General features: G+C 66.6%; 18 protein-coding genes. 13 read left to right on the top strand and 5 right to left on the bottom strand.

The window, feature by feature from the left end; translation table 11 throughout:
* Positions 1-6: 6 nt before the first annotated feature.
* Together dctA and PST29_RS12820 are read right to left on the bottom strand one after the other, a co-directional pair.
* Positions 7-1,329 carry a C4-dicarboxylate transporter DctA gene (gene dctA / locus PST29_RS12825; RefSeq protein WP_060843290.1) on the bottom strand — a complete coding sequence of 441 codons (1,323 nt, stop codon included), beginning with the start codon at positions 1,327-1,329 and terminating at the stop codon, positions 7-9.
* A 43-nt stretch (positions 1,330-1,372) separates the two neighbouring features.
* Positions 1,373-2,455, bottom strand: coding sequence for a 4-oxalomesaconate tautomerase (locus tag PST29_RS12820; protein WP_060838817.1), 1,083 nt, complete (start codon positions 2,453-2,455; stop codon positions 1,373-1,375).
* 170 nt (positions 2,456-2,625) lie between these two features.
* Between PST29_RS12820 and PST29_RS12815 the strand changes: the two genes are divergently transcribed.
* From PST29_RS12815 to PST29_RS12805, 3 genes are all read left to right on the top strand, one after another.
* Positions 2,626-3,516: a LysR family transcriptional regulator gene (locus PST29_RS12815; protein WP_016966118.1), complete on the top strand. Its 891-nt coding sequence runs from the start codon at positions 2,626-2,628 to the stop codon at positions 3,514-3,516.
* A 174-nt stretch (positions 3,517-3,690) separates the two neighbouring features.
* A complete protein-coding gene (locus tag PST29_RS12810; RefSeq protein WP_060843289.1) occupies positions 3,691-5,514 on the top strand; it encodes a monovalent cation:proton antiporter-2 (CPA2) family protein in 1,824 nt (607 codons plus the stop codon).
* Between the two features lie 212 nt (positions 5,515-5,726).
* A complete protein-coding gene (locus PST29_RS12805) occupies positions 5,727-6,833 on the top strand; it encodes a DNA alkylation repair protein (RefSeq protein ID WP_060843288.1) in 1,107 nt (368 codons plus the stop codon).
* Between the two features lie 13 nt (positions 6,834-6,846).
* Here PST29_RS12805 and PST29_RS12800 read toward each other — a convergent pair whose 3' ends face one another.
* A complete protein-coding gene (locus tag PST29_RS12800; protein ID WP_060843287.1) occupies positions 6,847-7,392 on the bottom strand; it encodes a cytochrome b in 546 nt (181 codons plus the stop codon).
* Positions 7,393-7,601: 209 nt separating this feature from the next.
* Between PST29_RS12800 and PST29_RS12795 the strand changes: the two genes are divergently transcribed.
* From PST29_RS12795 to PST29_RS12765, 7 genes are read left to right on the top strand one after another with little or no spacing between them, the layout of a single operon-like run.
* A complete protein-coding gene (locus tag PST29_RS12795; RefSeq protein ID WP_060843286.1) occupies positions 7,602-8,291 on the top strand; it encodes a thermostable hemolysin in 690 nt (229 codons plus the stop codon).
* Positions 8,281-9,762 carry an AMP-binding protein gene (locus PST29_RS12790; protein WP_060843285.1) on the top strand — a complete coding sequence of 494 codons (1,482 nt, stop codon included), beginning with the start codon at positions 8,281-8,283 and terminating at the stop codon, positions 9,760-9,762. Before PST29_RS12795 ends, PST29_RS12790 begins: the two co-directional genes overlap by 11 nt.
* Positions 9,759-10,433 (top strand): TenA family transcriptional regulator, encoded by a 675-nt coding sequence (locus PST29_RS12785; RefSeq protein ID WP_060843284.1) that lies wholly within the window; start codon positions 9,759-9,761, stop codon positions 10,431-10,433. The genes PST29_RS12790 and PST29_RS12785 overlap by 4 nt, the downstream gene beginning before the upstream one ends.
* Positions 10,420-11,229: an SDR family oxidoreductase gene (locus PST29_RS12780; protein ID WP_060843283.1), complete on the top strand. Its 810-nt coding sequence runs from the start codon at positions 10,420-10,422 to the stop codon at positions 11,227-11,229. Before PST29_RS12785 ends, PST29_RS12780 begins: the two co-directional genes overlap by 14 nt.
* Positions 11,226-11,870, top strand: a complete 645-nt coding sequence (locus PST29_RS12775) for a tetratricopeptide repeat protein (RefSeq protein WP_060838809.1) — start codon at positions 11,226-11,228, stop codon at positions 11,868-11,870. Before PST29_RS12780 ends, PST29_RS12775 begins: the two co-directional genes overlap by 4 nt.
* A 22-nt stretch (positions 11,871-11,892) precedes the next feature.
* Positions 11,893-12,555, top strand: coding sequence for a response regulator (locus PST29_RS12770; RefSeq protein WP_060838808.1), 663 nt, complete (start codon positions 11,893-11,895; stop codon positions 12,553-12,555).
* Positions 12,552-13,964: an ATP-binding protein gene (locus PST29_RS12765; RefSeq protein WP_060843282.1), complete on the top strand. Its 1,413-nt coding sequence runs from the start codon at positions 12,552-12,554 to the stop codon at positions 13,962-13,964. Before PST29_RS12770 ends, PST29_RS12765 begins: the two co-directional genes overlap by 4 nt.
* Positions 13,965-13,992: 28 nt before the next feature.
* Here the strand turns inward: PST29_RS12765 and PST29_RS12760 are convergent, their stop codons facing one another.
* Complete coding sequence (locus PST29_RS12760) at positions 13,993-14,367, bottom strand: hypothetical protein (RefSeq protein ID WP_060843281.1); 375 nt, start codon at positions 14,365-14,367, stop codon at positions 13,993-13,995.
* Between the two features lie 30 nt (positions 14,368-14,397).
* A complete protein-coding gene (locus PST29_RS12755; protein ID WP_060843280.1) occupies positions 14,398-15,030 on the bottom strand; it encodes a TetR/AcrR family transcriptional regulator in 633 nt (210 codons plus the stop codon).
* 155 nt (positions 15,031-15,185) lie between these two features.
* Here PST29_RS12755 and PST29_RS12750 point away from each other — a divergent pair, with 155 nt between their 5' ends.
* From PST29_RS12750 to PST29_RS12740, 3 genes are all read left to right on the top strand, one after another.
* Positions 15,186-16,688 carry an MFS transporter gene (locus PST29_RS12750; RefSeq protein ID WP_232513236.1) on the top strand — a complete coding sequence of 501 codons (1,503 nt, stop codon included), beginning with the start codon at positions 15,186-15,188 and terminating at the stop codon, positions 16,686-16,688.
* Positions 16,689-16,794: 106 nt separating this feature from the next.
* Entirely contained in the window at positions 16,795-17,205 is a 411-nt protein-coding gene (locus tag PST29_RS12745; RefSeq protein WP_232513234.1) for a hypothetical protein, read from the top strand.
* Positions 17,206-17,323: 118 nt separating this feature from the next.
* Positions 17,324-18,259 carry a phytanoyl-CoA dioxygenase family protein gene (locus PST29_RS12740; RefSeq protein ID WP_060843277.1) on the top strand — a complete coding sequence of 312 codons (936 nt, stop codon included), beginning with the start codon at positions 17,324-17,326 and terminating at the stop codon, positions 18,257-18,259.
* Positions 18,260-18,262: the final 3 nt, after the last annotated feature.

Below are 18,262 nucleotides of genomic sequence, written 5' to 3'. Positions count from 1 at the left end.
GCGGGTCTAGCCGAGCTTGTTCGCCAGCGCGCTCGCCGGGGTGTCGTCGGCAGCGGCCTGGGCCGCAAGGGGCTGGCCATCGAGCGTGCGCAACAGCACCTGGCGGTCGCAGGCCTGCTCCGAAATGGCGATCACCACGGTTGCCACGGCGTTGCTGGCCAGGCTGGTCAGGGCCCGGGCCTCGGACATGAAGCGATCGATGCCGATCAGCAACGCCAGGCCGGCCAGGGGGATGTCATGAATCACCGTCAGGGTCGAGGCCAGGGCCACGAAACCGCTGCCGGTCACTCCGGCGGCGCCCTTGGACGACAGCAGCATGATCGCCAGCATGGTGACCACCTGCCCGGCGCTCAGGTCGATGTTGCACGCCTGGGCAATGAAGATCGCCGCCAGGGACAGGTAGATCGCCGTGCCATCGAGGTTGAACGAATAGCCGGTGGGCAGCACCAGCCCCACCACGCTCTTGCGGCAGCCCAGGGCCTGGAGTTTTTCCAGCATGCGCGGCATCACCGGCTCCGTGGACGAGGTGCCAAGCACCACCAGGAACTCTTCGCGCAGGTAGCGCAGCAGCTTCCACAGGCTGAAGCCGTTGGCCCGGCAAATGCCCCCCAGGACCACGCAGACAAAGAAGCCGCAGGCGACATACAGGGTCATGATCAGTTTGGCCAGGGCGCCCAGGGAGGTGATGCCGTACTGGCCCACGGTAAAGGCCAGGGCCCCGAAGGCGCCGACGGGGGCAAAACGCATCAGGTAGGAAAAAATCTTGAACACCATCTGCGAGGCCGACTCCAGCACCTCCAGCACTGGCTTGCCACGCTCGCCCAGGGACGACAGGGCAAACCCGCACAGCACCGCGATAAACAGCACCGGCAGGACCTCGCCCTTGTTGAAGGCGCCGATGAAGGTCTCGGGGATGATGTGCATGAAGAATTCCACCACCCCCAGCTTGGCCGCCGACTCGGTGTACTGGGACAGGCCCTGGGTGTTCAGCCGGGTGGGGTCGATGTTCATCCCCGCGCCGGGCTGGAACAGGTAGACCGCCGCCAGGCCGATGAACAGGCTGATCAGCGTCAGGCCCAGGAACAGCAGCATGGTCTTGCTCAGCAGCCGCCCCAGGGAACGCTTGTCACTCATGCCGGCGATGCCGGTGACGATGGTGCAGAACACCACGGGAGCGATCATCATTTTGATCAGCTTGATGAAGGCGTCGCCCAGCGGCTTCAAGGCAATGGCTTGCTGGGCCCAGAAGTGCCCCACCAGTACCCCGAGGCACACCGCGCAGAGGATCTGGAAGTAGAGCGATTTAACAACTTTCATGGCATCACCCATTTTTAGAATTGTTCTGATGCAACCAGGATCGACAGCGCGTCGACTAACCGGCTAGACGTTGTGCAGCAGGCGCGTAGACATACCCGGAAAACAACCGGCGAGCGGTGCGGACCACCGAGGCGCGGATGGTCTCGGGGCTGGTTCCGCTGTAGGACAATACGACATCTATCGCCCCGCTGGGGTGTTCGATTCGAACCTGATGCAGACGCGGTTCACTGATCCCCCCGAGCATCTCGGCCACCACGCTGCCGGCGGTGACACAGGCGGTAGCCAGGCCGATGGAGCCGGTGATGGCCAGGGCCCGATGGCAGTTGTGGGGCATGAAATAGCGCACCGCCAGGGTGCCCCCCGCCCGGGCCGGGGACACCAGCACCGGCTTGGGAATCACCTTGTCGCTGACATCCCCCAGGCCCATGGCCAGGCCGGCCTTGAGCCGCAGGCTCTCCAGGCGCTGGAGAAAGTCCGTATCGGCGTCCAGTTCGGCGGGGCTTTCATCGCCGCGCTTGCCCAGGCAGGCCGCCTGCACCAGCACCATGGGCATGGCCATGTCGATGCAGGTCACGGCAATGCCGTCGATCAGGTCCTGAGGCTGGCCGGTGGGGAACAACTGGCCGGTCTTGCTCCCGGCGGCATCGAGAAAGGTCAGGGCCACCGGCGCCGCGCTGCCCGGCACGCCGTCAATGGTGGTGTCGCCTTCGTAGCTGACCTTGCCATCGGGGGTCTGGACCTGGGCATGGACCAGGGTGCCGGTGTTGAGGTTGCGGATCCGCACCTGGGTCTGAGCCCCCGTGGCCTTGACCAGCCCCTGCTCGATCGCGAAAGGCCCGACAGCGCACAGCATGTTGCCGCAGTTGGGCGCGGTATCGACCCGCCGCTGGGACACCATGACCTGGACGAACAGGTAATCGACATCCGCCTCCGGGTGCAGCGACGGACTGACGATCGCCACCTTGCTGGTTTGCGGGCTGCCACCGCCGATGCCGTCGATTTCCAGCTCATGGCCGGAGCCCATCAGGTTGAGCAACAGCTCATCACGCTCGGACACGGCCACCGGCAGATCCCAGGCCAGAAAAAACGGCCCTTTGGAGGTGCCGCCGCGCATCAACACACAAGGAATTCGTTGCATGAACACTGACTCTTGTTGATCAATCGAGGTAATTGATGTTCTGGACACAAGAGTGTCAGGGATTAAAATGTGTTTCCAATGCAAAGATCAGAGAGATTATTGCGTTTGGCGCATGAGTTAAATATCGTGTCCGCCAGCGCCCCACCCGACTCCCGCCTTGAGTAGCCCCCATGGAATATGAGCTCCAGGACATCAGATCTTTCGTGAAAATCGCCGAACTGGGGAGTTTTCACGAAGCAGCCGACGCCTTGCACCTGTCCCAACCGGCCCTGAGCCGGCGCATGAAAAAGCTCGAAGAGGGGCTGGGCACCGCCCTCCTCGATCGCACCACGCGCAAGGTCAGCCTGACCAGTGTCGGCCGCGACTTCCTGCCCAAGGCCCGCCGCCTGCTGGACGACTTCGACGATTCGATCCTCAACATCCGTGAGCTGGCGGAACGGCAGATCGGTCAGGTGACCCTGGCCTGCATCCCCACGGCGGCGTTCTATTTCCTGCCGTCGGTGATCCGCCTGTACAACCAGCGCTACCCGAAAATCCGCATCCGCCTGCTCGACCTCAGCGCCAACGAGGGCCTTGAAGCGGTGCTGCGCGGCGAAGCGGACTTCGGCATCAACATGATGAGCGGCCAGCACCCGGACATCGAGTTCGTGCCACTGGTCAACGAACCCTTTGTCCTGGCCTGCCGGCGCGACCACGAACTGGCCGAGCGCAGCTCGGTGACCTGGTCGGAACTGAGCGACTATCGCTTGATCGGCGTCGGCCGCCTGAGCGGCAACCGCATGCTGCTGGACCACGCCCTGTCCGGCTTGAGCTGGCGGCCCCAATGGTTCTACGAGGTGCAGCACCTGTCCACGTCACTGGGCATGGTGGAAGCCGGGCTCGGGGTGTCGGCCATGCCCAGCCTGGCCATGCCCGCCGCCGATCACCCGACCCTGGTCAGCGTTCCGCTGACCGAGCCGGTGGTCAACCGCACCCTGGGCCTGGTGTACCGCCGCGGCGCATCGCTGTCGCCGGCGGCGGAAAAATTTGTGGCGATCCTATTGGAGCAGTGGCCACATTGACCGGCACGCCCCGGCAACGCCCCCCATACTCCAACGTGCCTTGAAGGGCGCACCGCCAGTCTCAGGACATCCACGCCGTTTTTATCCGGGCGCAGACTGGCGACACCCGTGCGCTCATCGTCACCGGTGAGCCCTTGTCATCACCTGTGCCCCGTTTTCCCTGGAGTCCCCCCGATGCCCCATGAAGGCAACCTGCTACAAGCCGCCGTCGTGTTCCTCTGCGCCGCGGTGCTCATCGTGCCCCTGGCCAAGCGCCTGCAACTGGGGGCCGTGCTCGGCTACCTGCTGGCCGGGGTGCTGATCGGCCCGTCGGTGCTGGGGCTGGTGGGCAACCCGCAAAGCGTCAGTCATATCTCCGAGCTGGGGGTGGTGCTGTTGCTGTTCATCATCGGCCTGGAGCTGTCGCCCAAGCGCCTGTGGGTGATGCGCAAGGCCGTGTTCGGCGTCGGCCTGGCCCAGGTGCTGTTGACCGGCACGGTGATCGGCGTGGTGGCCCTGTTTCTGTTCGGCCAATCGCTGAACAGCGCCATCGTGCTGGGCCTGGGGCTGGCCCTGTCATCCACCGCCCTGGGCCTGCAGAGCCTGGCCGAGCGCAAGGAGCTGAACAGCCCCCACGGGCGCATGGCCTTCGCCATCCTGCTGTTCCAGGACATCGCCGCCATTCCGCTGATCGCCATGGTCCCGGTGCTGGCCGGCAACGATCACCACACCAGCAGCGCCGAGGACCTGCGCCACGGCCTGCAAGTGCTGGGCAGCATCGCCGTGGTGGTGGTGGGCGGACGTTACCTGCTGCGTCCGGTGTTTCGCATCGTGGCGCGCACCCGCTTGCCGGAAGTGTCCACCGCCACCGCCCTGCTGGTGGTGATCGGCACCGCCTGGCTGATGGATCTGGTGGGCGTGTCCATGGCCCTGGGCGCCTTCCTCGCCGGCCTGCTGCTGGCCGACTCCGAGTACCGCCACGAGCTGGAAGCGCAGATCGAACCCTTCAAGGGCCTGCTGCTGGGGCTGTTCTTCATCAGCGTCGGCATGGGCGCCAATATCGGCCTGCTGCTCAGCGCGCCCATCGCGGTGCTGGGCCTGACCCTGCTGTTGATCGGCCTCAAGCTGCCGCTGCTGTACGTGGTCGGGCGGCTGGCCGGCGAGCTCAATCGCGAGAGCGCGCTGCGCCTGGGCGTGGTGCTGGCGGCCGGCGGTGAATTCGCCTTCGTGGTGTTCAAGATCGGCCGCGACCAGGGCCTGTTCGAGGCCCGCCTGCATGACCTGCTGGTGCTCACCATCACCCTGTCCATGGCCCTCACGCCCCTGCTGTTGCTGGCCTGTTCGCGCTGGCTCAAGCCCAAGGCCAAGCCGCTGGAGATGCCCGCCGAATACCGCCAGATCGAAGCGGATAGCCCCCGGGTGGTGATCGCCGGCATGGGCCGCATGGGGCAGATCGTGGCGCGGATCCTGCGGGCACAGAAGATCCCCTTCGTGGCCCTGGACACCTCGGTGGACACCATCGAACTGATCCGCAGTTTTGGCGGCATGCCGGTGTTCTACGGCGACCCCATGCGCCCGGAAATCCTCAGTGCGGCCAAGGTCGGCACAGCGGAGTACTTCGTGATTGCCACCGACGACCCGGAAACCAACATCAAGACCGCCGAGCAGGTGCGCAAGCTCTACCCGCACCTGAAGATCATCGCCCGGGCGCGCAACCGCCAGCACGTGCACCGGCTGGTGGACCTGGAGGCCCAGGCCGTGCGGGAAACCTACTACTCAAGCCTGGAAATGAGCCGTCGCACCCTGGTGGGCCTGGGGCTCAGCCAGGCCCAGGCCGACTCGCGAATCCAGCGTTTCACCCAGCACGACGAACAGCTGCTGGCGGCCCAGCACGCGGTCTACGACGACGCCGCCAAAGTGCTGCAGAGCGCCCAGGAAGCCCGCGCCGAACTGGCCCGGCTGTTCGAGGCCGACGAGCAGGAAGAACAGCTCGAAAGCCCGCTGCCGCCCATGCGCTGACGCAGCGTTCCCTTCGCTGGCAAGCCAGCTCCTACACCTGCGGCACGCACACTCCGTAGGAGCCGGCTTGCCGGCGAAGGCGGCCTCGAGGACGCCGGCAAATGCTCTGAAGGACGCAAGGACACACCATTCCCTCCAGCGACTACCGTCAGGTTCTGTCAGGAGGGGTTGTGTACAGTGAGCGCCGCCTCGCCTTTGAATGGATACGCCCCATGAGCTCCACCCAAGAGAACGCCCCGGCCCTCAAGGAAATCTTCAACCAGCAGCGCCTGGAGCACATCGCCGACGCCATGCACGCGGTGTACCCGGCCTTCGACCGCCAGCGCTTCCTGCAACTGGCCGGCCACAACCTCGCCGAGCTGTCGTTGATGCAGCGCCTGGCCCGGGTCAGCGACAGCCTGCATCAGGTGCTGGACCTGGACTACCCCACCAGCCTGGCATTGCTGCGGGCCCTGGCACCGCGCCTGAACAGCCGCTTCGTGTGCATCTTCCTGCCGCATTACGTGGCCAGCCATGGCCTGCATGACTTCGAGCTGTCGATGGCGGCATTGAAGTACTTCACCGGCTTCGGCTCCTCGGAATTCGCCGTGCGGCATTTCCTGCGCCAGGATTGCACCCGCACCCTGGCCCAGATGCAGGAATGGGCCGGCGACCCGGATGAACACGTGCGCCGCCTGGCCAGCGAGGGCAGTCGCCCGCGGTTGCCCTGGTCGTTTCGCCTGAAACAGCTGCAGGCCGACCCGCAGCTGGCTGCGCCGATTCTCGAACGCCTGAGGAGCGACCCCAGCCTGTACGTGCGCAAGTCGGTGGCCAACCACCTCAACGACATCACCAAGGACCATCCGCAGTGGGTCATGCAGCGCCTGGAAGGCTGGCCCCTGGATAATCCCCACAGCGCCTGGATCGCCCGCCATGCCCTGCGCAGCCTGATCAAGCAGGGCGAGCGCCGGGCCCTGGCGATCATCGGCGCCGGGGCCCGGGCCGAGGTCGACGTCAGGCGCTTTCAGGTCACTCCCGGGCAGCTGCGCCTGGGCGAGCGCCTCAATCTGTCCCTGACCCTGGCTTCCACCAGCCCCCGCGACCAGCGCCTGGTGGTGGATTACGCCATCGACTACGTCAAGGCCTCCGGCGCCACGGCGAGCAAGGTGTTCAAGCTCAAGACCTTCACCCTGCCCGCCCTGGCCCAGGTGGACCTGGGCCGCAGCCAGCCGATCCGTGAGCTGACCACCCGGCGCCATTATCCGGGGCGCCATGGCGTGCAGTTGCTGGTCAACGGCGAACCCGTGGCCAGCGCGCATTTCGAGCTGTCGATCCCCTGAGGGCCCCCGCCGACTAGCGGCCCGGCAGCATGCGCTTGAGGGTGTTGTCGCCCACCCAGTAGTGGTGGAACAGCCCGGCCGCGGCGTGCAGGCCGATCAGCCAATAGCCGGCGTTGCCCAGTTGCTCGTGCCAGTGCTTGAAGAAACGCGCCTGGTCCGGGTCCACGGGCACCGGCGCGGCCGGCAGGAAGAACTCGAAGTAAGGCACCGGCTTACCCGCCGCCGAGAGCATCAGCCAGGCCAGCAGCGGCGTGACGATCATCAGGCCATACAGGATCAGGTGCATCAGGTGCGACAGCCCGGTCTGCCAGGCCGCCGGCGCCGGGGAGATCGCCGGCCGTGGTTGCAGACGCGCCAGCAGGCGAATCCACACCAGGGCAAAGATGCTGATGCCGAACAGGCTGTGCAGTCCGAGAAACAGGCCCCGGGCCGTGCTGCCCCGGGGCATCAGGCCCTTGAGTTCGATACAGGCGTAGACGCCGACGAACAGCGCCAGCATCAGCCAGTGCATCAGGATCGACAGTCGCGCGTAACGCAGCGGTGCGGTTTCAGCAGTCATACACAGTCCTCACGGTGGTTCGGGACGCCCGAGTCGTTCAGGTCGTCGCAGGGCCCGTGCAACGCCTTTGGCTGCCCGGGTGCGCCACCTTGCCGGGCCAGCCTTAAGGCAACCTGAAGAGCGCAGAACTGTCTCTTTGCCATCTTCAGATTGGCTTAAGAAAGCCTGCCGATACTCCTCCCCAACACGCCCCGGGAGGCTCTATATCAATGCCTGGCTTCGACTGGAACATCCATCTGCCGCTGCATTTCGGGCGCGACTGCGCCCCACCCCTGACCCTGGACCGCAGCCTGCCCGGGGACGGGCAGCGAGCACTTTTCGAAACCTACGTCAGCCAGCGCTTTCGCCAGGTTCACGGCGCCGATATCCGTCAATTCATGCCCGAGCTGTTCGGCCTCAGCGATCCCCAGGGCGCGCTGTGCGCCGTGGCCGGGGTGCGCCTGGCCAAGGCTGGCCCGCTGTTTCTGGAACGCTACCTGGACGAGCCCATCGAGGACCTGATCAACCTCGCCGCACAACGCCCGGTGCAAGGCCCGGTGGAACGCCAGGGCGTGGTGGAAGTGGGCAACCTGGCGGCCAGCGACACCGGCAGCGCGCGGCTGTCGATCATCGCCATCACCTGGCTGCTGGCCATGGGTGACCTGGAATGGGTGGCGTTCACCGGCAACGTCGGCCTGGTCAACAGTTTCCATCGCCTGGGCCTGCGCCCCCTGACCCTGTGCGTGGCCGACCCCGAGCGCCTGGGTGAAGACCGTCATCACTGGGGCAGCTATTACCAGAGCCAGCCAGCCGTGCATGTGGGCAGTATCCGGGCGGGGTTCATCCATTTGCGCAACATGGGGATGTTCAACCGCCTGGGCCTGCCGCTGTCGTTCGAGGAGAGCAGTCATGTCGCTTGAAGTGCAGCGTTTCAAGGAAGCGCTTCGCCAACACGCCGAACAAAAGACCGTGCATATCGCGCTGTGGGGCGACCGCCTGCGCCTGGACTACGCCACCCTCTACGCCGAGGTGATCTACCGCCAGCAACGCCTGCGCGATGAACAGGTGCAGGTCGTGGCGCTGGCCCTGGACAACGGCCCGGAACTGCTGCTGTGGGATCTGGCCGCGCTGTTCGAGGGCCTGGCCTGCCTGACCCTGCCACCGTTCTTCACCGACGCCCAGCGCCTGCATTGCCTGGAACACAGCCGCGCCGAACTGCTGGTGGCCGAAGACGGCCAGGACGCAGCGCTGCAAGCCGCCGGCTACCAGCGCCAGGGCGAGTTCTGGCGTCGGCACTTCGACGGGCCGTCGATCATGCCCCCGGGCACCGCGAAACTGACCTTCACCTCCGGCACCACCGGCACCCCCAAGGGCGTATGCCTGGGCGCCGACAGCCTGCTGCGGGTGGCCCGGGAGCTGGAGCAGGCCAGTCATTCCAGCAATCCGCGCCATCACCTGGCGCTGCTGCCGCTGGGGATTCTTCTGGAAAACCTGGGCTGCTACGCCGCGCTCTACGCCGGGGCCACCCTCAGCCTGCCCAGCCAGAAGACCCTGGGCATCCAGGGCGCCAGCGGCGTCGACGCGCCGACCCTGCTCGGCTGCCTGGCCCAGCGCCAGGCCGAGAGCCTGATCCTGGTGCCACAGTTGCTGCTGTTGCTGGTGGCCGCCGCCGAGCAGCGCCAGTTCAACCCCGCCCACCTGCGTTTCGCCGCGGTCGGCGGGGCCAAGGTGTCCCTGGAGCTGCTGCAACGGGCCCAACGCCTGGGCCTGCCGGTCTACGAAGGCTACGGGCTGTCGGAATGCGCCTCGGTGGTGTGCCTCAATCGTCCCGGGGCACATCGTCCGGGCAGCGTCGGCCAGCCCTTGCCCCATGTCCGGGTGCATCTGGCGGCCGATGGCGAGGTACTGATCGAGGGCTCGGTGCTGCTGGGCTACCTGGGGCAGACCGCGACGACCGATGGCTGGTGGCACAGCGGTGATATCGGCGAGTTCGACAGCGACGGCTACCTCTACCTCAAGGGCCGCAAGAAGCATCAGTTCGTCACCAGCTACGGGCGCAACGTCAACCCCGAATGGGTCGAGGCCGAACTGACCCAGCGCAGCCACATTGCCCAGGCCTTCGTCTACGGCGAGGCCCAGCCCCGCAACCACGCCCTGCTCTGGCCCCACCGCGCGGACTGCAGCGACAGCCAGCTGGCCGCCGCCGTGGCCCAGGCCAACGAGGCCTTGCCCGACTACGCCCAGGTCCATCACTGGACCCGCCTGCAACAGCCCTTCACCCCGGCCAACGGCCTGCTGACCGCCAACGGCCGGCCTCGTCGCGAAGCCATCGTCGAACACTATCGCGACCTGCTCTGCCCGACTGTTCACTCCGAGGAATCATCGTCATGAGTTTTTTTGACCAACTGCAAGCGGCCACCGCCCAGGAGCGGGAGCAACTGTTCAACCTGCCGATCATTCGTGAAGCCCTGGCGGGCCAGGTCAGCCTTGAGGGCTACCGGGCCTTCCTGGTCCAGGCCTACTACCACGTGCGCCACACCGTGCCGCTGATGATGGCTTGCGGCGCCCGCCTGCCCGAGCGCCTGGAATGGCTGCGCGGCGCGGTGTGCGAGTACATCGAGGACGAGTACGGCCACGAACAGTGGGTGCTCAACGACATCGTCGCCTGCGGCGGCCAGCGCCTGGCGGTGCGCGACGGTCAGCCCTGCCTGGCCATCGAACTGATGGTGAGCTTTCTCTACGACCTGATCGCCCGCGGCAACCCGGTGGGCCTGTTCGGCATGGTCAACGTGCTGGAAGGCACCAGCATCGCCCTGGCCACCCTGGCCGCCGGCAGCATACGGGAGACGCTGCAACTGCCGCAGAGCGCGTTCAGCTACCTGGCGTCCCACGGCGCCCTGGACATCGAACACATGCAGACCTACCGGCGCCTGATGGATCGTCTCGACGATCCTTCCGACCAGGCCGCGGTGATCCATGCCTCAAAGGTGGTCTACCACCTGTACAGCGAGATGTTCCGTGGTCTGCCACGTGTCGGGGAGAGCGCCCATGCGTCTGCCTGAAACCCGCGCGGTGCTCACCGGCGCCAGTGGCGGCATCGGCCTGGCCATCACCGAGGCCCTGTGCGCCAGTGGTGCCCGGGTGCTGGCCGTGGCCCGGCACAAGGAGCCCCTGGCCCACCTGCTGGCGCGCTACCCCGACCAGCTGTGCTGGGTCTCGGCGGACCTGACCTTCCTCAGCGACCGACGCAAGGTGCTGCTGGCCGCCGAGGCCATCGGCGGGGTCAACCTGTTGATCAACGCCGCCGGAATCAACCACTTCGCCATGCTCGAACAGCTCGACGATGCCGAGATCAACGCCATGCTGGCGGTCAACATCGGCGCGCCGATGTGCCTGACCCGCCTGCTGCTGCCCCTGCTGCAACAGGCTCCCAGCGCCATGGTGGTCAACGTCGGCTCCACCTACGGCTCCATCGGCTACCCCGGCTACGCCGCCTACTGCGCCAGCAAGTTCGCCTTGCGGGGTTTTTCCGAGGCCCTGCGCCGGGAGCTGGCGGACACCCGGGTCAACGTGCTCTATGTGGCGCCGCGCGCCACCCGCACCAGCATGAACAGCCCCGCGGCCCAGGCCTTGAACGATGCCTTGAAAAGCAACGTCGACGATCCGCAGACCGTGGCCAACGCGGTGCTGCACGCCATCGCCGGCGATCACCGCGAGTTGTACCTGGGCTGGCCGGAACGTTTCTTTGTCCGCCTCAACAGCCTGCTGCCGAATCTGGTGGATCGCGGCCTGCGCAAACACCTGCCGCTGATCCGGCGGCTGAGCATCCGTTCCGAACGGGAGCACGAGGAACCATGAAAACCCTGATCAGTGCATTGTTGCTGGGCTGTCTGAGCCTGCCCGCCTGGGCCCTGGATGCCGCCGACCAGCAGCGTCTGAACGGTATCCAGCAAGGCTGGGCGCACATTCAGTACCAACTGCCGGCCGAGCAGCGGGCGGCGGCCTTTGAACAACTGGCCACGCAAACCCGGGCCTTTACCCAGGAGCGTCCCGCGCTGGCGGAGGCCTGGATCTGGTCGGGCATCGTCACCAGCAGTTGGGCCGGCGCCCAGGGCGGACTCGGCGCCCTGAGCAAGGCCAAGGCGGCCAAGGCCGACCTGGAACTGGCCCTGGGCCTGGACCCCAAGGCCCTGCAAGGTTCCGCCTACACCAGCCTCGCCGCGCTGTATGATCGCGTTCCCGGCTGGCCCATCGGTTTCGGCGACGCCGACAAGGCCGAGGAGTTGCTCCGGCAAGCCTTGCAGCAGAACCCCGAGGGCCTGGATAGTCTGTACTTCTGGGGTGACCACCTGTATCGCCAGGGCCGCTACGGCGAAGCCCGGGTCGCCTTGCTCAAGGCCCTGCAGGCGCCGCCGCGCCCCGGTCGGGAAGTGGCCGACCAGGGCCGGCGCGAAGAGATCCGGGCCTTGCTGGCCGAGGTGGGCAAGAAAATCAGATGACCGGAACAGGACAGGAGTCGATGTGCGCTTACTACTGATCGAGGACGACCAGCCCCTGGGCGAAGGTATCCACCAGGCCTTGACCCGCGAAGGCTACACCGTGGACTGGCTCAGGGACGGCAACAGCGCGCTGCATGCGCTGCTCAGCGAAACCTTCGACCTGGCCCTGCTCGATCTGGGCTTGCCGCGCCTGGACGGCCTGCAAGTGCTCAAGCGCCTGCGCGACAGCGGCTCGACCCTGCCGGTGCTGATTCTCACCGCCCGGGATGCCACCGAGGATCGCATCGCCGGCCTCGACGCCGGAGCCGACGACTACCTGATCAAGCCCTTCGACCTGGACGAACTCAAGGCCCGGCTGCGGGCCCTGCTGCGACGCAGCGCCGGCCGCGCCCGGGTGCTGATCGAGCATGCCGGCATCAGCCTCGATCCGGGCACCCAGCAGGTGCATTACCACGGCGAGCCGGTGGCCCTGACGCCCAAGGAATACCAGCTGCTCTACGAACTGCTCTCGCCGCCGGGCCGGGTGATGACCCGCGACCGCCTGCTGCAACTGCTCTACGGCTGGAATGAAGAGGCCGAGAGCAACACCCTGGAAGTGCACATCCACCACTTGCGCAAGAAGTTTTCCGCCGACCTGATCCGCACCATTCGCGGGGTGGGTTACTTGGTAGAGGAGCGTCGATGAATTCGATTCGCCAGCGCACCCTGACCCTGATCATCGGTCTGCTGTTCGCCGGCCTGCTGATTCTGACCAGCTTCAACCTGCACGACAGCAACCATGAGATCGACGAAGTCTACGACGCTCAGCTGGCGCAACATGCCCGGCTGCTTTTGGGCATCATGCGCATGCCCAGCAGCAGCATCGATCAGGCCCAGCTGTATCACGCCTTCAACCTGGCCCTGAGCCAGGCCATGCCCCAGGTCGACGGTCACCCTTACGAAAGCAAGATCGCCTTCCAGGTATGGAACCGCAAAGGCAACCTGCTGGTGCGCACCACCAGCGCCCCGGTCCTGGCGCTACAGCCGCTGGCGCCAGGCTTCGGCAATGAACAGGACGGCAACGACCATCAGTGGCGCACCTTCACCCTGGACGATCCGGATTCGGGCCTGCGGATCTGGGTCGGCGAGCGGGTCGATGTGCGCAGCGACCTGGTCAGCCGCATCATGCGCCACACCCTGTGGCCCAACGTCCTGGGCAGCCTGTTGCTGGCCGTGATCATCTGGCTGGCCATCGGCTGGGGCCTGCGCCCCCTGGCCAATATGGCCGCGACCCTGCGGGCGCGCCCCAGCGGTTCCCTGGAACCCTTGCACCTGGAACCCCTGCCCAGGGAGCTGGAACCCATGCAGGCCGCCCTCAACCGCATGCTGACGCAGATTCAGGAGCTGCTGGGGCGCGAGCGACGCTTCATTGCCGACGCCGCCCATGAGCTGCGCACGCCCCTGGCGGTGTTGCGGGTGCACGCGCAGAACCTGCTCCAAGCCGGCACCGAGCAGGAGCGCCGGGCCTCCCTGGAATCGCTGATCCTCGGCGTCGACCGCGCCGGGCGCCTGGTCAACCAGCTGCTGACCATGGCCCGCCTGGAACCCAAGGCGCAGGTGCCCAGCGAACAGCTCATCGACCTGGCCCACACCGTGCGCGACAGCCTGGTGCAGTTGACGCCATGGTTGCTGAACCAGGGCCTGGAACTGTCGTTCGACGTGGACGAACGCGCCTACCCGATCCGCGCGGAAGCGGCCTCCATCGATATCGCCCTGAACAACCTGATCAGCAACGCGGTGAACTTTTCGCCGGCCAATGGCGTGATCAACGTGCGCCTGGCCGAGGTCGGCGAGCACTTCGAACTCAGCGTCGAGGACCAGGGCCCGGGCATCGACGAAAGCCAGCGCGAGCGCTTGTTCGAGCGTTTCTACAGTCGCGGCAACGTCAACGGCGCCGGCCTTGGGCTGACCATCGTCAGCGTCATCGCCCGCCACCTGGGCGGCCGGATCAGCCTCGACAACCTGCCCCAGGGCGGCCTGCGCGCTACCCTGTCGATTCCCTGCCATCAACCGCTGCGGCTGGGCAGTGCCTGGACGGCGCGCCGCGAGCCATAGCCCATGGGCGGGCGCCAGGACTGAACGCTCAGTCCGGCGTGGCCTTCGCGGACAGCGCGATCAAGTGCTCGCTGCAGCCGAAGCCGCCCACCGCATCGTCGTACCAGGACACTTCCACCACCGCAATGCAGCCGTCATAGGACTGCCCCACCGGCGTGCCGTCGGCCTTGAACACTCGCAGGTAGCCGCCAACGCTGTACCGCGAGCTGTCGCCATCACCGGGCATGGTCATGGTGGGAATCCAGGTGCGCCAGCTGAACAGGCGGTACTTCTGGTAGTAGAAGGCCTGATCGGGACTGTAGTTGCGGCCCTGATACGGCGTGCCGTAGTAGAACCAGCCGTAGGCCTGGTACGCCAGGAACACCGCCAGTGCGGAGCCGAGCATGAGCTTGATCCTGTTCATCGGGGGGCGTTCCTTTTACCCGTAGAGACGTTACGCAACAGGCAGGCCCAGCAGGCGCAGGCAGGCCTGGACAATTGCCTCGGACAGCGCCCGGCCATCTTCTTCACCAGCGGCAATCACGTCGTCGGTGGCGCCGTGCACACCGGCGTAGATCAGCGAGGCAATCACGCCCGGCTGCGCCAGGGACCAGCAGCCGGCGCGCTGGCCGCCGTCGAGGATGCCCAGCAACTGGGTCAGGATCGCGCTCTTTTCCGGGTTGCCGCGGTCATGGTGATGGTGGTTGGGGTAGACGATGTCGTGCAGGCGGTAAGTGTCGAGGTAGGCCTGCACGCTGGTGCCGATCCAGCAGGAAACCTTGGCCACCCAGTCGTCTTCCGGGCAGGCAGCCACGGCCGTCTCCAGGCGCTGCAGGTAGTTCTGGGTATAGCGCTGCCCCAGGGCCACCAGCAGCTCGTTCTTGGATGGAAAGTAGTGGTAGAAGGTGCCCTTGGCCACGTCGGCGCGCTGGACGATCTCGCTGATGGTGGTGGCTTCCACGCCCTGGCTGAGAAACAGGCTCTCGGCGGCGGCCATCAGCTCTTCCAGGCGCACCTCGGCCGGCTTGGTGCGCGGCCGTGGCTGGGCGGCGCCAGGCGGGGAAACCGGGGAGGACTTCACGCTCATTGATGCATCCGGGCTGCTCGACAAAGGTCGACATTCTAGGGCAACGGCGACGGAAAAGAGAGTTGAGAATCGATATCATTTTCCATTGACCGACGGTCAGTCGAAATACTATGCTCGCCGCGAATGCCCATTCCAGCCCCTGCGGGAGACTCTTCATGGACCGCTATCGCCGCCCTGCCCTGGTAGCCGCCGCCTACCTCGGGACCTTCCTCGCGTCCCTTGACATCAGCATCGTCAACGTCGCCCTGCCGACCTTGCAGCACACCCTGGCCACCGGTCTGGGCGGCCTGCAATGGGTGATCAATGCCTACGCCATCTGCCTTTCGGCATGCATGCTGTCGGCCGGGCCGCTGGGCGACCGCTTCGGCCACAAGCGCTGCTGGCTGATCGGCGTGCTGCTGTTCTGCCTCGGCTCGTTGCTCTGTGCCCTGGCCCAGGAACTCGCGCTGCTGCTGGCCGGGCGCGCGGTGCAGGGGCTGGCCGGGGCCCTGCTGATTCCTGGGGCGATGCCGATCCTCAGCCACGCCTTTCCCGAACCACGGCAACGGGCCCACGTGATCGGCGGCTGGTCGGCGTTCAGCGCCCTGGCACTGATCCTCGGCCCGTTGCTGGGTGGCCTGCTGCTGGAACACCTGGGCTGGCAGAGCATTTTCCTGATCAACCTGCCCATCGGCCTGCTGGCCCTGCTGCTCGGCGGCTGGGGCATCAGCGAGCGCAAGCATCCCCAGCACGCTGCGCTCGATCCGCTGGGCCAGGTCCTTAGCATGCTCTGCCTCGGGGCCCTGACCTACGGGCTGATCGTCGCCGGCGAGAGCGGCTTCGCCAGCCGCGCAGCCCTCGCTTCCTGGCTGCTGGCGAGCCTGGCCCTGCTGGGCCTGATCCTGGTGGAGCGTCGAGTGCAGCGGCCGCTGGTGCCGCTCGCGCTGTTGCGCCAGCGGCCCTTCGCGGTGGCCAACCTGGCTTCGTTCATCCTCGGGTTTTCCTGCTACAGCAGCCTGTTCTTCTTCTCGATCTTCCTTCAGCAGATCCAGGGCTGGTCTGCCGCCGACAGCGGCCTGCGCATGCTCCCGCAGTTCGCGGTCACCGGCGTGGTATCGATGCTTTTCGGTCGCCTGCACCGGCGCATCCCCCTGCCCTGGCTGATGATCGGCGGCTATGGCCTGGTGGGCCTGGCCATGAGCGCCATGGCCGGCTTCGACGCTCATACGCCCTATTGGCTGGTGGGTTCGCTGTTCGCGTTGCTGGGGCTGGGCATGGGCCTGGCGGTGCCGGCCACCGGGCTGGTGGTCATGGCCTGCGCACCGGCGGAGCGCGCCGGGATCGCCTCGGCCAGCATGAACGCCCTGCGCCAGACCGGCATGAGCGTCGGCATCGCCCTGCTCGGTAGCCTGATGAGCGCCCGGGCGGTGCAGGTGCTCAGCGAGTCCGGCGCCGCGGCCGGGTTCCACGGCGCCGCCGAACTGGCCCGGCAAGCGGTGACCGAGCACCGCCTGCCGCTGCACGCCCCGCTGTTCGGCGAACTCTATGGCGCCGCCATGACCAGCGGTTTCCGCCTGGCCATGGCCCTGGCCGGCTGCGCCAGCCTGTTGGCCATGGGGCTGTTGCTGCTGACCCGCCAGCACGCGGCCCGCGCCCCGGTCGTCGAAGCCTGCCAGTAGCGCCGGCGGCGGGGCCGCTCGTTGACAAGCGCCGTGGCGCCGCCGACCATCTGCCGCCGCCCGCACCGGCCGGGGTCCCTATCGAGGAGTGACAAGGGTGAACAGGATGAGCGCATGGCTGTTGTCGCTGACCGCTGTCTGCAGCGCGGCCCAGGCCACGAGCGCGGTCGACGCGGCCCGCCAGTCGCTGAAGAACTACGGCCTGGCCCACTGCCTGGCCGAGCGTTTCACCGAGCCCTCGGCCATGCGCCAGGACGTCGGCCACGCGCTCGGCATGTACGGCGTGCTGGGCGCAGGCCGGTACGACGTGCAGCAGAACGAAGACACCCTGGAAATCCTGCACAACCCCTACACCGCCACCACCGACTACGTGGCACAAGCCTATGAGCAGGCCTCGGGGAGCAGCAAATACAGCCGCGACAAGGTGGTGCTGCATGCTTGCCTTGAGGTCTACAACTCCCGGGCCTTCGATGAGTTCATCCAGACCCAGGACCGCTACATCCGGCCTGACGGCTAAGGCAGCGAGCGAGCCTGGTGCATGTCGCAAAGACGTTGTTCGAGGTCGAATCCAGCCTGTCGCCCCGGCGCCAGCTGTCCATACTCAAGGGCCCATTCCCCGGTAATGGAAGACCCCCGTGAACCTGCCATCGGTCCTGTCTGAGAACACCCCGCTCCTGGTCAACCCGCTGCGTCTGGAGCAGGACGACTTGCGGCACTTTCAAGAGCGCGGCTTCATCAAGCTGCGCCAACTGCTGACCCCGACAGCCATCGAGCACCTAAGTGAACTGGTCGACAGCCAACTGCGCCCCTGCCGCACCAGCGCCCCCGCCCATGGCGACGGCTTCAGTCGCCTGACCCACCAGCTGGGGCAGATCGGCATCCTCGAACGCCTCTACCGGCAACCGGCCTTCACCCAGGTGCTGACCCGCCTCACGGGCTGCCGGCTGATCGTCAGCGAGGCCCAGAGCTTCGAGCTGCAGACCGGTCGCTCGGGCTTTGCCTGGCACTACGACTCGCTGAACTTTCGCTACATCCGCCCCCAGGACCCGGCCTTCAGCCTGTGGCTGCCGTTGCAGCCGATCCGCCCCGAGCAGCAGGGTGGCGGCATGGCCTGGGTACCGCTGTCGCGGTGCTCGGCCCAGGCGAACTTCCAGTTCTCGCGCCTGCTGGCCGAAAAGCTGGCCCGGGGCGAGGCGATCGAGGATTTTTCCGCACACCTGCGCCAGACCTACTGCACCCCGGGACTGCTCACCGACAGTTTCGAACAGCAGCGCATCGAAGACAGCTTCGATCCCGGCGACGCCCTGCTGTTCAGCAAATACCTCTGGCACCGCTCCAGCCCCCTGCTGCCCGGCGACCTGCAACGGCGCCAGGCGGTGAGCCTGCGCCTGCTGGACTGGCGCGCGCGCCTCGACCCGCTGCTGCAGGAAGGCGAAACCCGCAGCGCCGGCGGCCTTGGCATGGGTCGTGAAGGCGGTCCGCTGAACCCGGTGTCCTATGGCTCGCGTTTCGTCGATATCCAGCCCGGGGCGCCGATCCGCAGCTCGGCCCATTGCGGGCCGATTCTCTGAGCC

Origin of the sequence: Pseudomonas sp. St29 (assembly GCF_001547915.1) — a bacterium.
Taxonomy (GTDB): domain Bacteria; phylum Pseudomonadota; class Gammaproteobacteria; order Pseudomonadales; family Pseudomonadaceae; genus Aquipseudomonas.
Note: the sequence above shows the minus strand (reverse complement) of the source record. Positions and strands in the feature narration are given on the sequence as shown.

Bases quoted from the DNA above. Each gene is read 5' to 3' on its own strand.
- PST29_RS12815 (WP_016966118.1), top strand. From the start codon at position 2,626: ATGGAATATGAGCTCCAGGACATCAGATCTTTCGTGAAAATCGCCGAA.
- PST29_RS12750 (WP_232513236.1), top strand. From the start codon at position 15,186: ATGGACCGCTATCGCCGCCCTGCCCTGGTAGCCGCCGCCTACCTCGGG.
- PST29_RS12745 (WP_232513234.1), top strand. From the start codon at position 16,795: ATGAGCGCATGGCTGTTGTCGCTGACCGCTGTCTGCAGCGCGGCCCAG.
- PST29_RS12795 (WP_060843286.1), top strand. From the start codon at position 7,602: ATGCCTGGCTTCGACTGGAACATCCATCTGCCGCTGCATTTCGGGCGC.
- PST29_RS12765 (WP_060843282.1), top strand. From the start codon at position 12,552: ATGAATTCGATTCGCCAGCGCACCCTGACCCTGATCATCGGTCTGCTG.
- PST29_RS12790 (WP_060843285.1), top strand. From the start codon at position 8,281: ATGTCGCTTGAAGTGCAGCGTTTCAAGGAAGCGCTTCGCCAACACGCC.
- PST29_RS12810 (WP_060843289.1), top strand. From the start codon at position 3,691: ATGCCCCATGAAGGCAACCTGCTACAAGCCGCCGTCGTGTTCCTCTGC.
- PST29_RS12800 (WP_060843287.1), bottom strand. From the start codon at position 7,392: ATGACTGCTGAAACCGCACCGCTGCGTTACGCGCGACTGTCGATCCTG.
- PST29_RS12785 (WP_060843284.1), top strand. From the start codon at position 9,759: ATGAGTTTTTTTGACCAACTGCAAGCGGCCACCGCCCAGGAGCGGGAG.
- PST29_RS12820 (WP_060838817.1), bottom strand. From the start codon at position 2,455: ATGCAACGAATTCCTTGTGTGTTGATGCGCGGCGGCACCTCCAAAGGG.
- PST29_RS12805 (WP_060843288.1), top strand. From the start codon at position 5,727: ATGAGCTCCACCCAAGAGAACGCCCCGGCCCTCAAGGAAATCTTCAAC.
- PST29_RS12775 (WP_060838809.1), top strand. From the start codon at position 11,226: ATGAAAACCCTGATCAGTGCATTGTTGCTGGGCTGTCTGAGCCTGCCC.
- PST29_RS12780 (WP_060843283.1), top strand. From the start codon at position 10,420: ATGCGTCTGCCTGAAACCCGCGCGGTGCTCACCGGCGCCAGTGGCGGC.
- PST29_RS12755 (WP_060843280.1), bottom strand. From the start codon at position 15,030: ATGAGCGTGAAGTCCTCCCCGGTTTCCCCGCCTGGCGCCGCCCAGCCA.
- dctA (WP_060843290.1), bottom strand. From the start codon at position 1,329: ATGGGTGATGCCATGAAAGTTGTTAAATCGCTCTACTTCCAGATCCTC.
- PST29_RS12760 (WP_060843281.1), bottom strand. From the start codon at position 14,367: ATGAACAGGATCAAGCTCATGCTCGGCTCCGCACTGGCGGTGTTCCTG.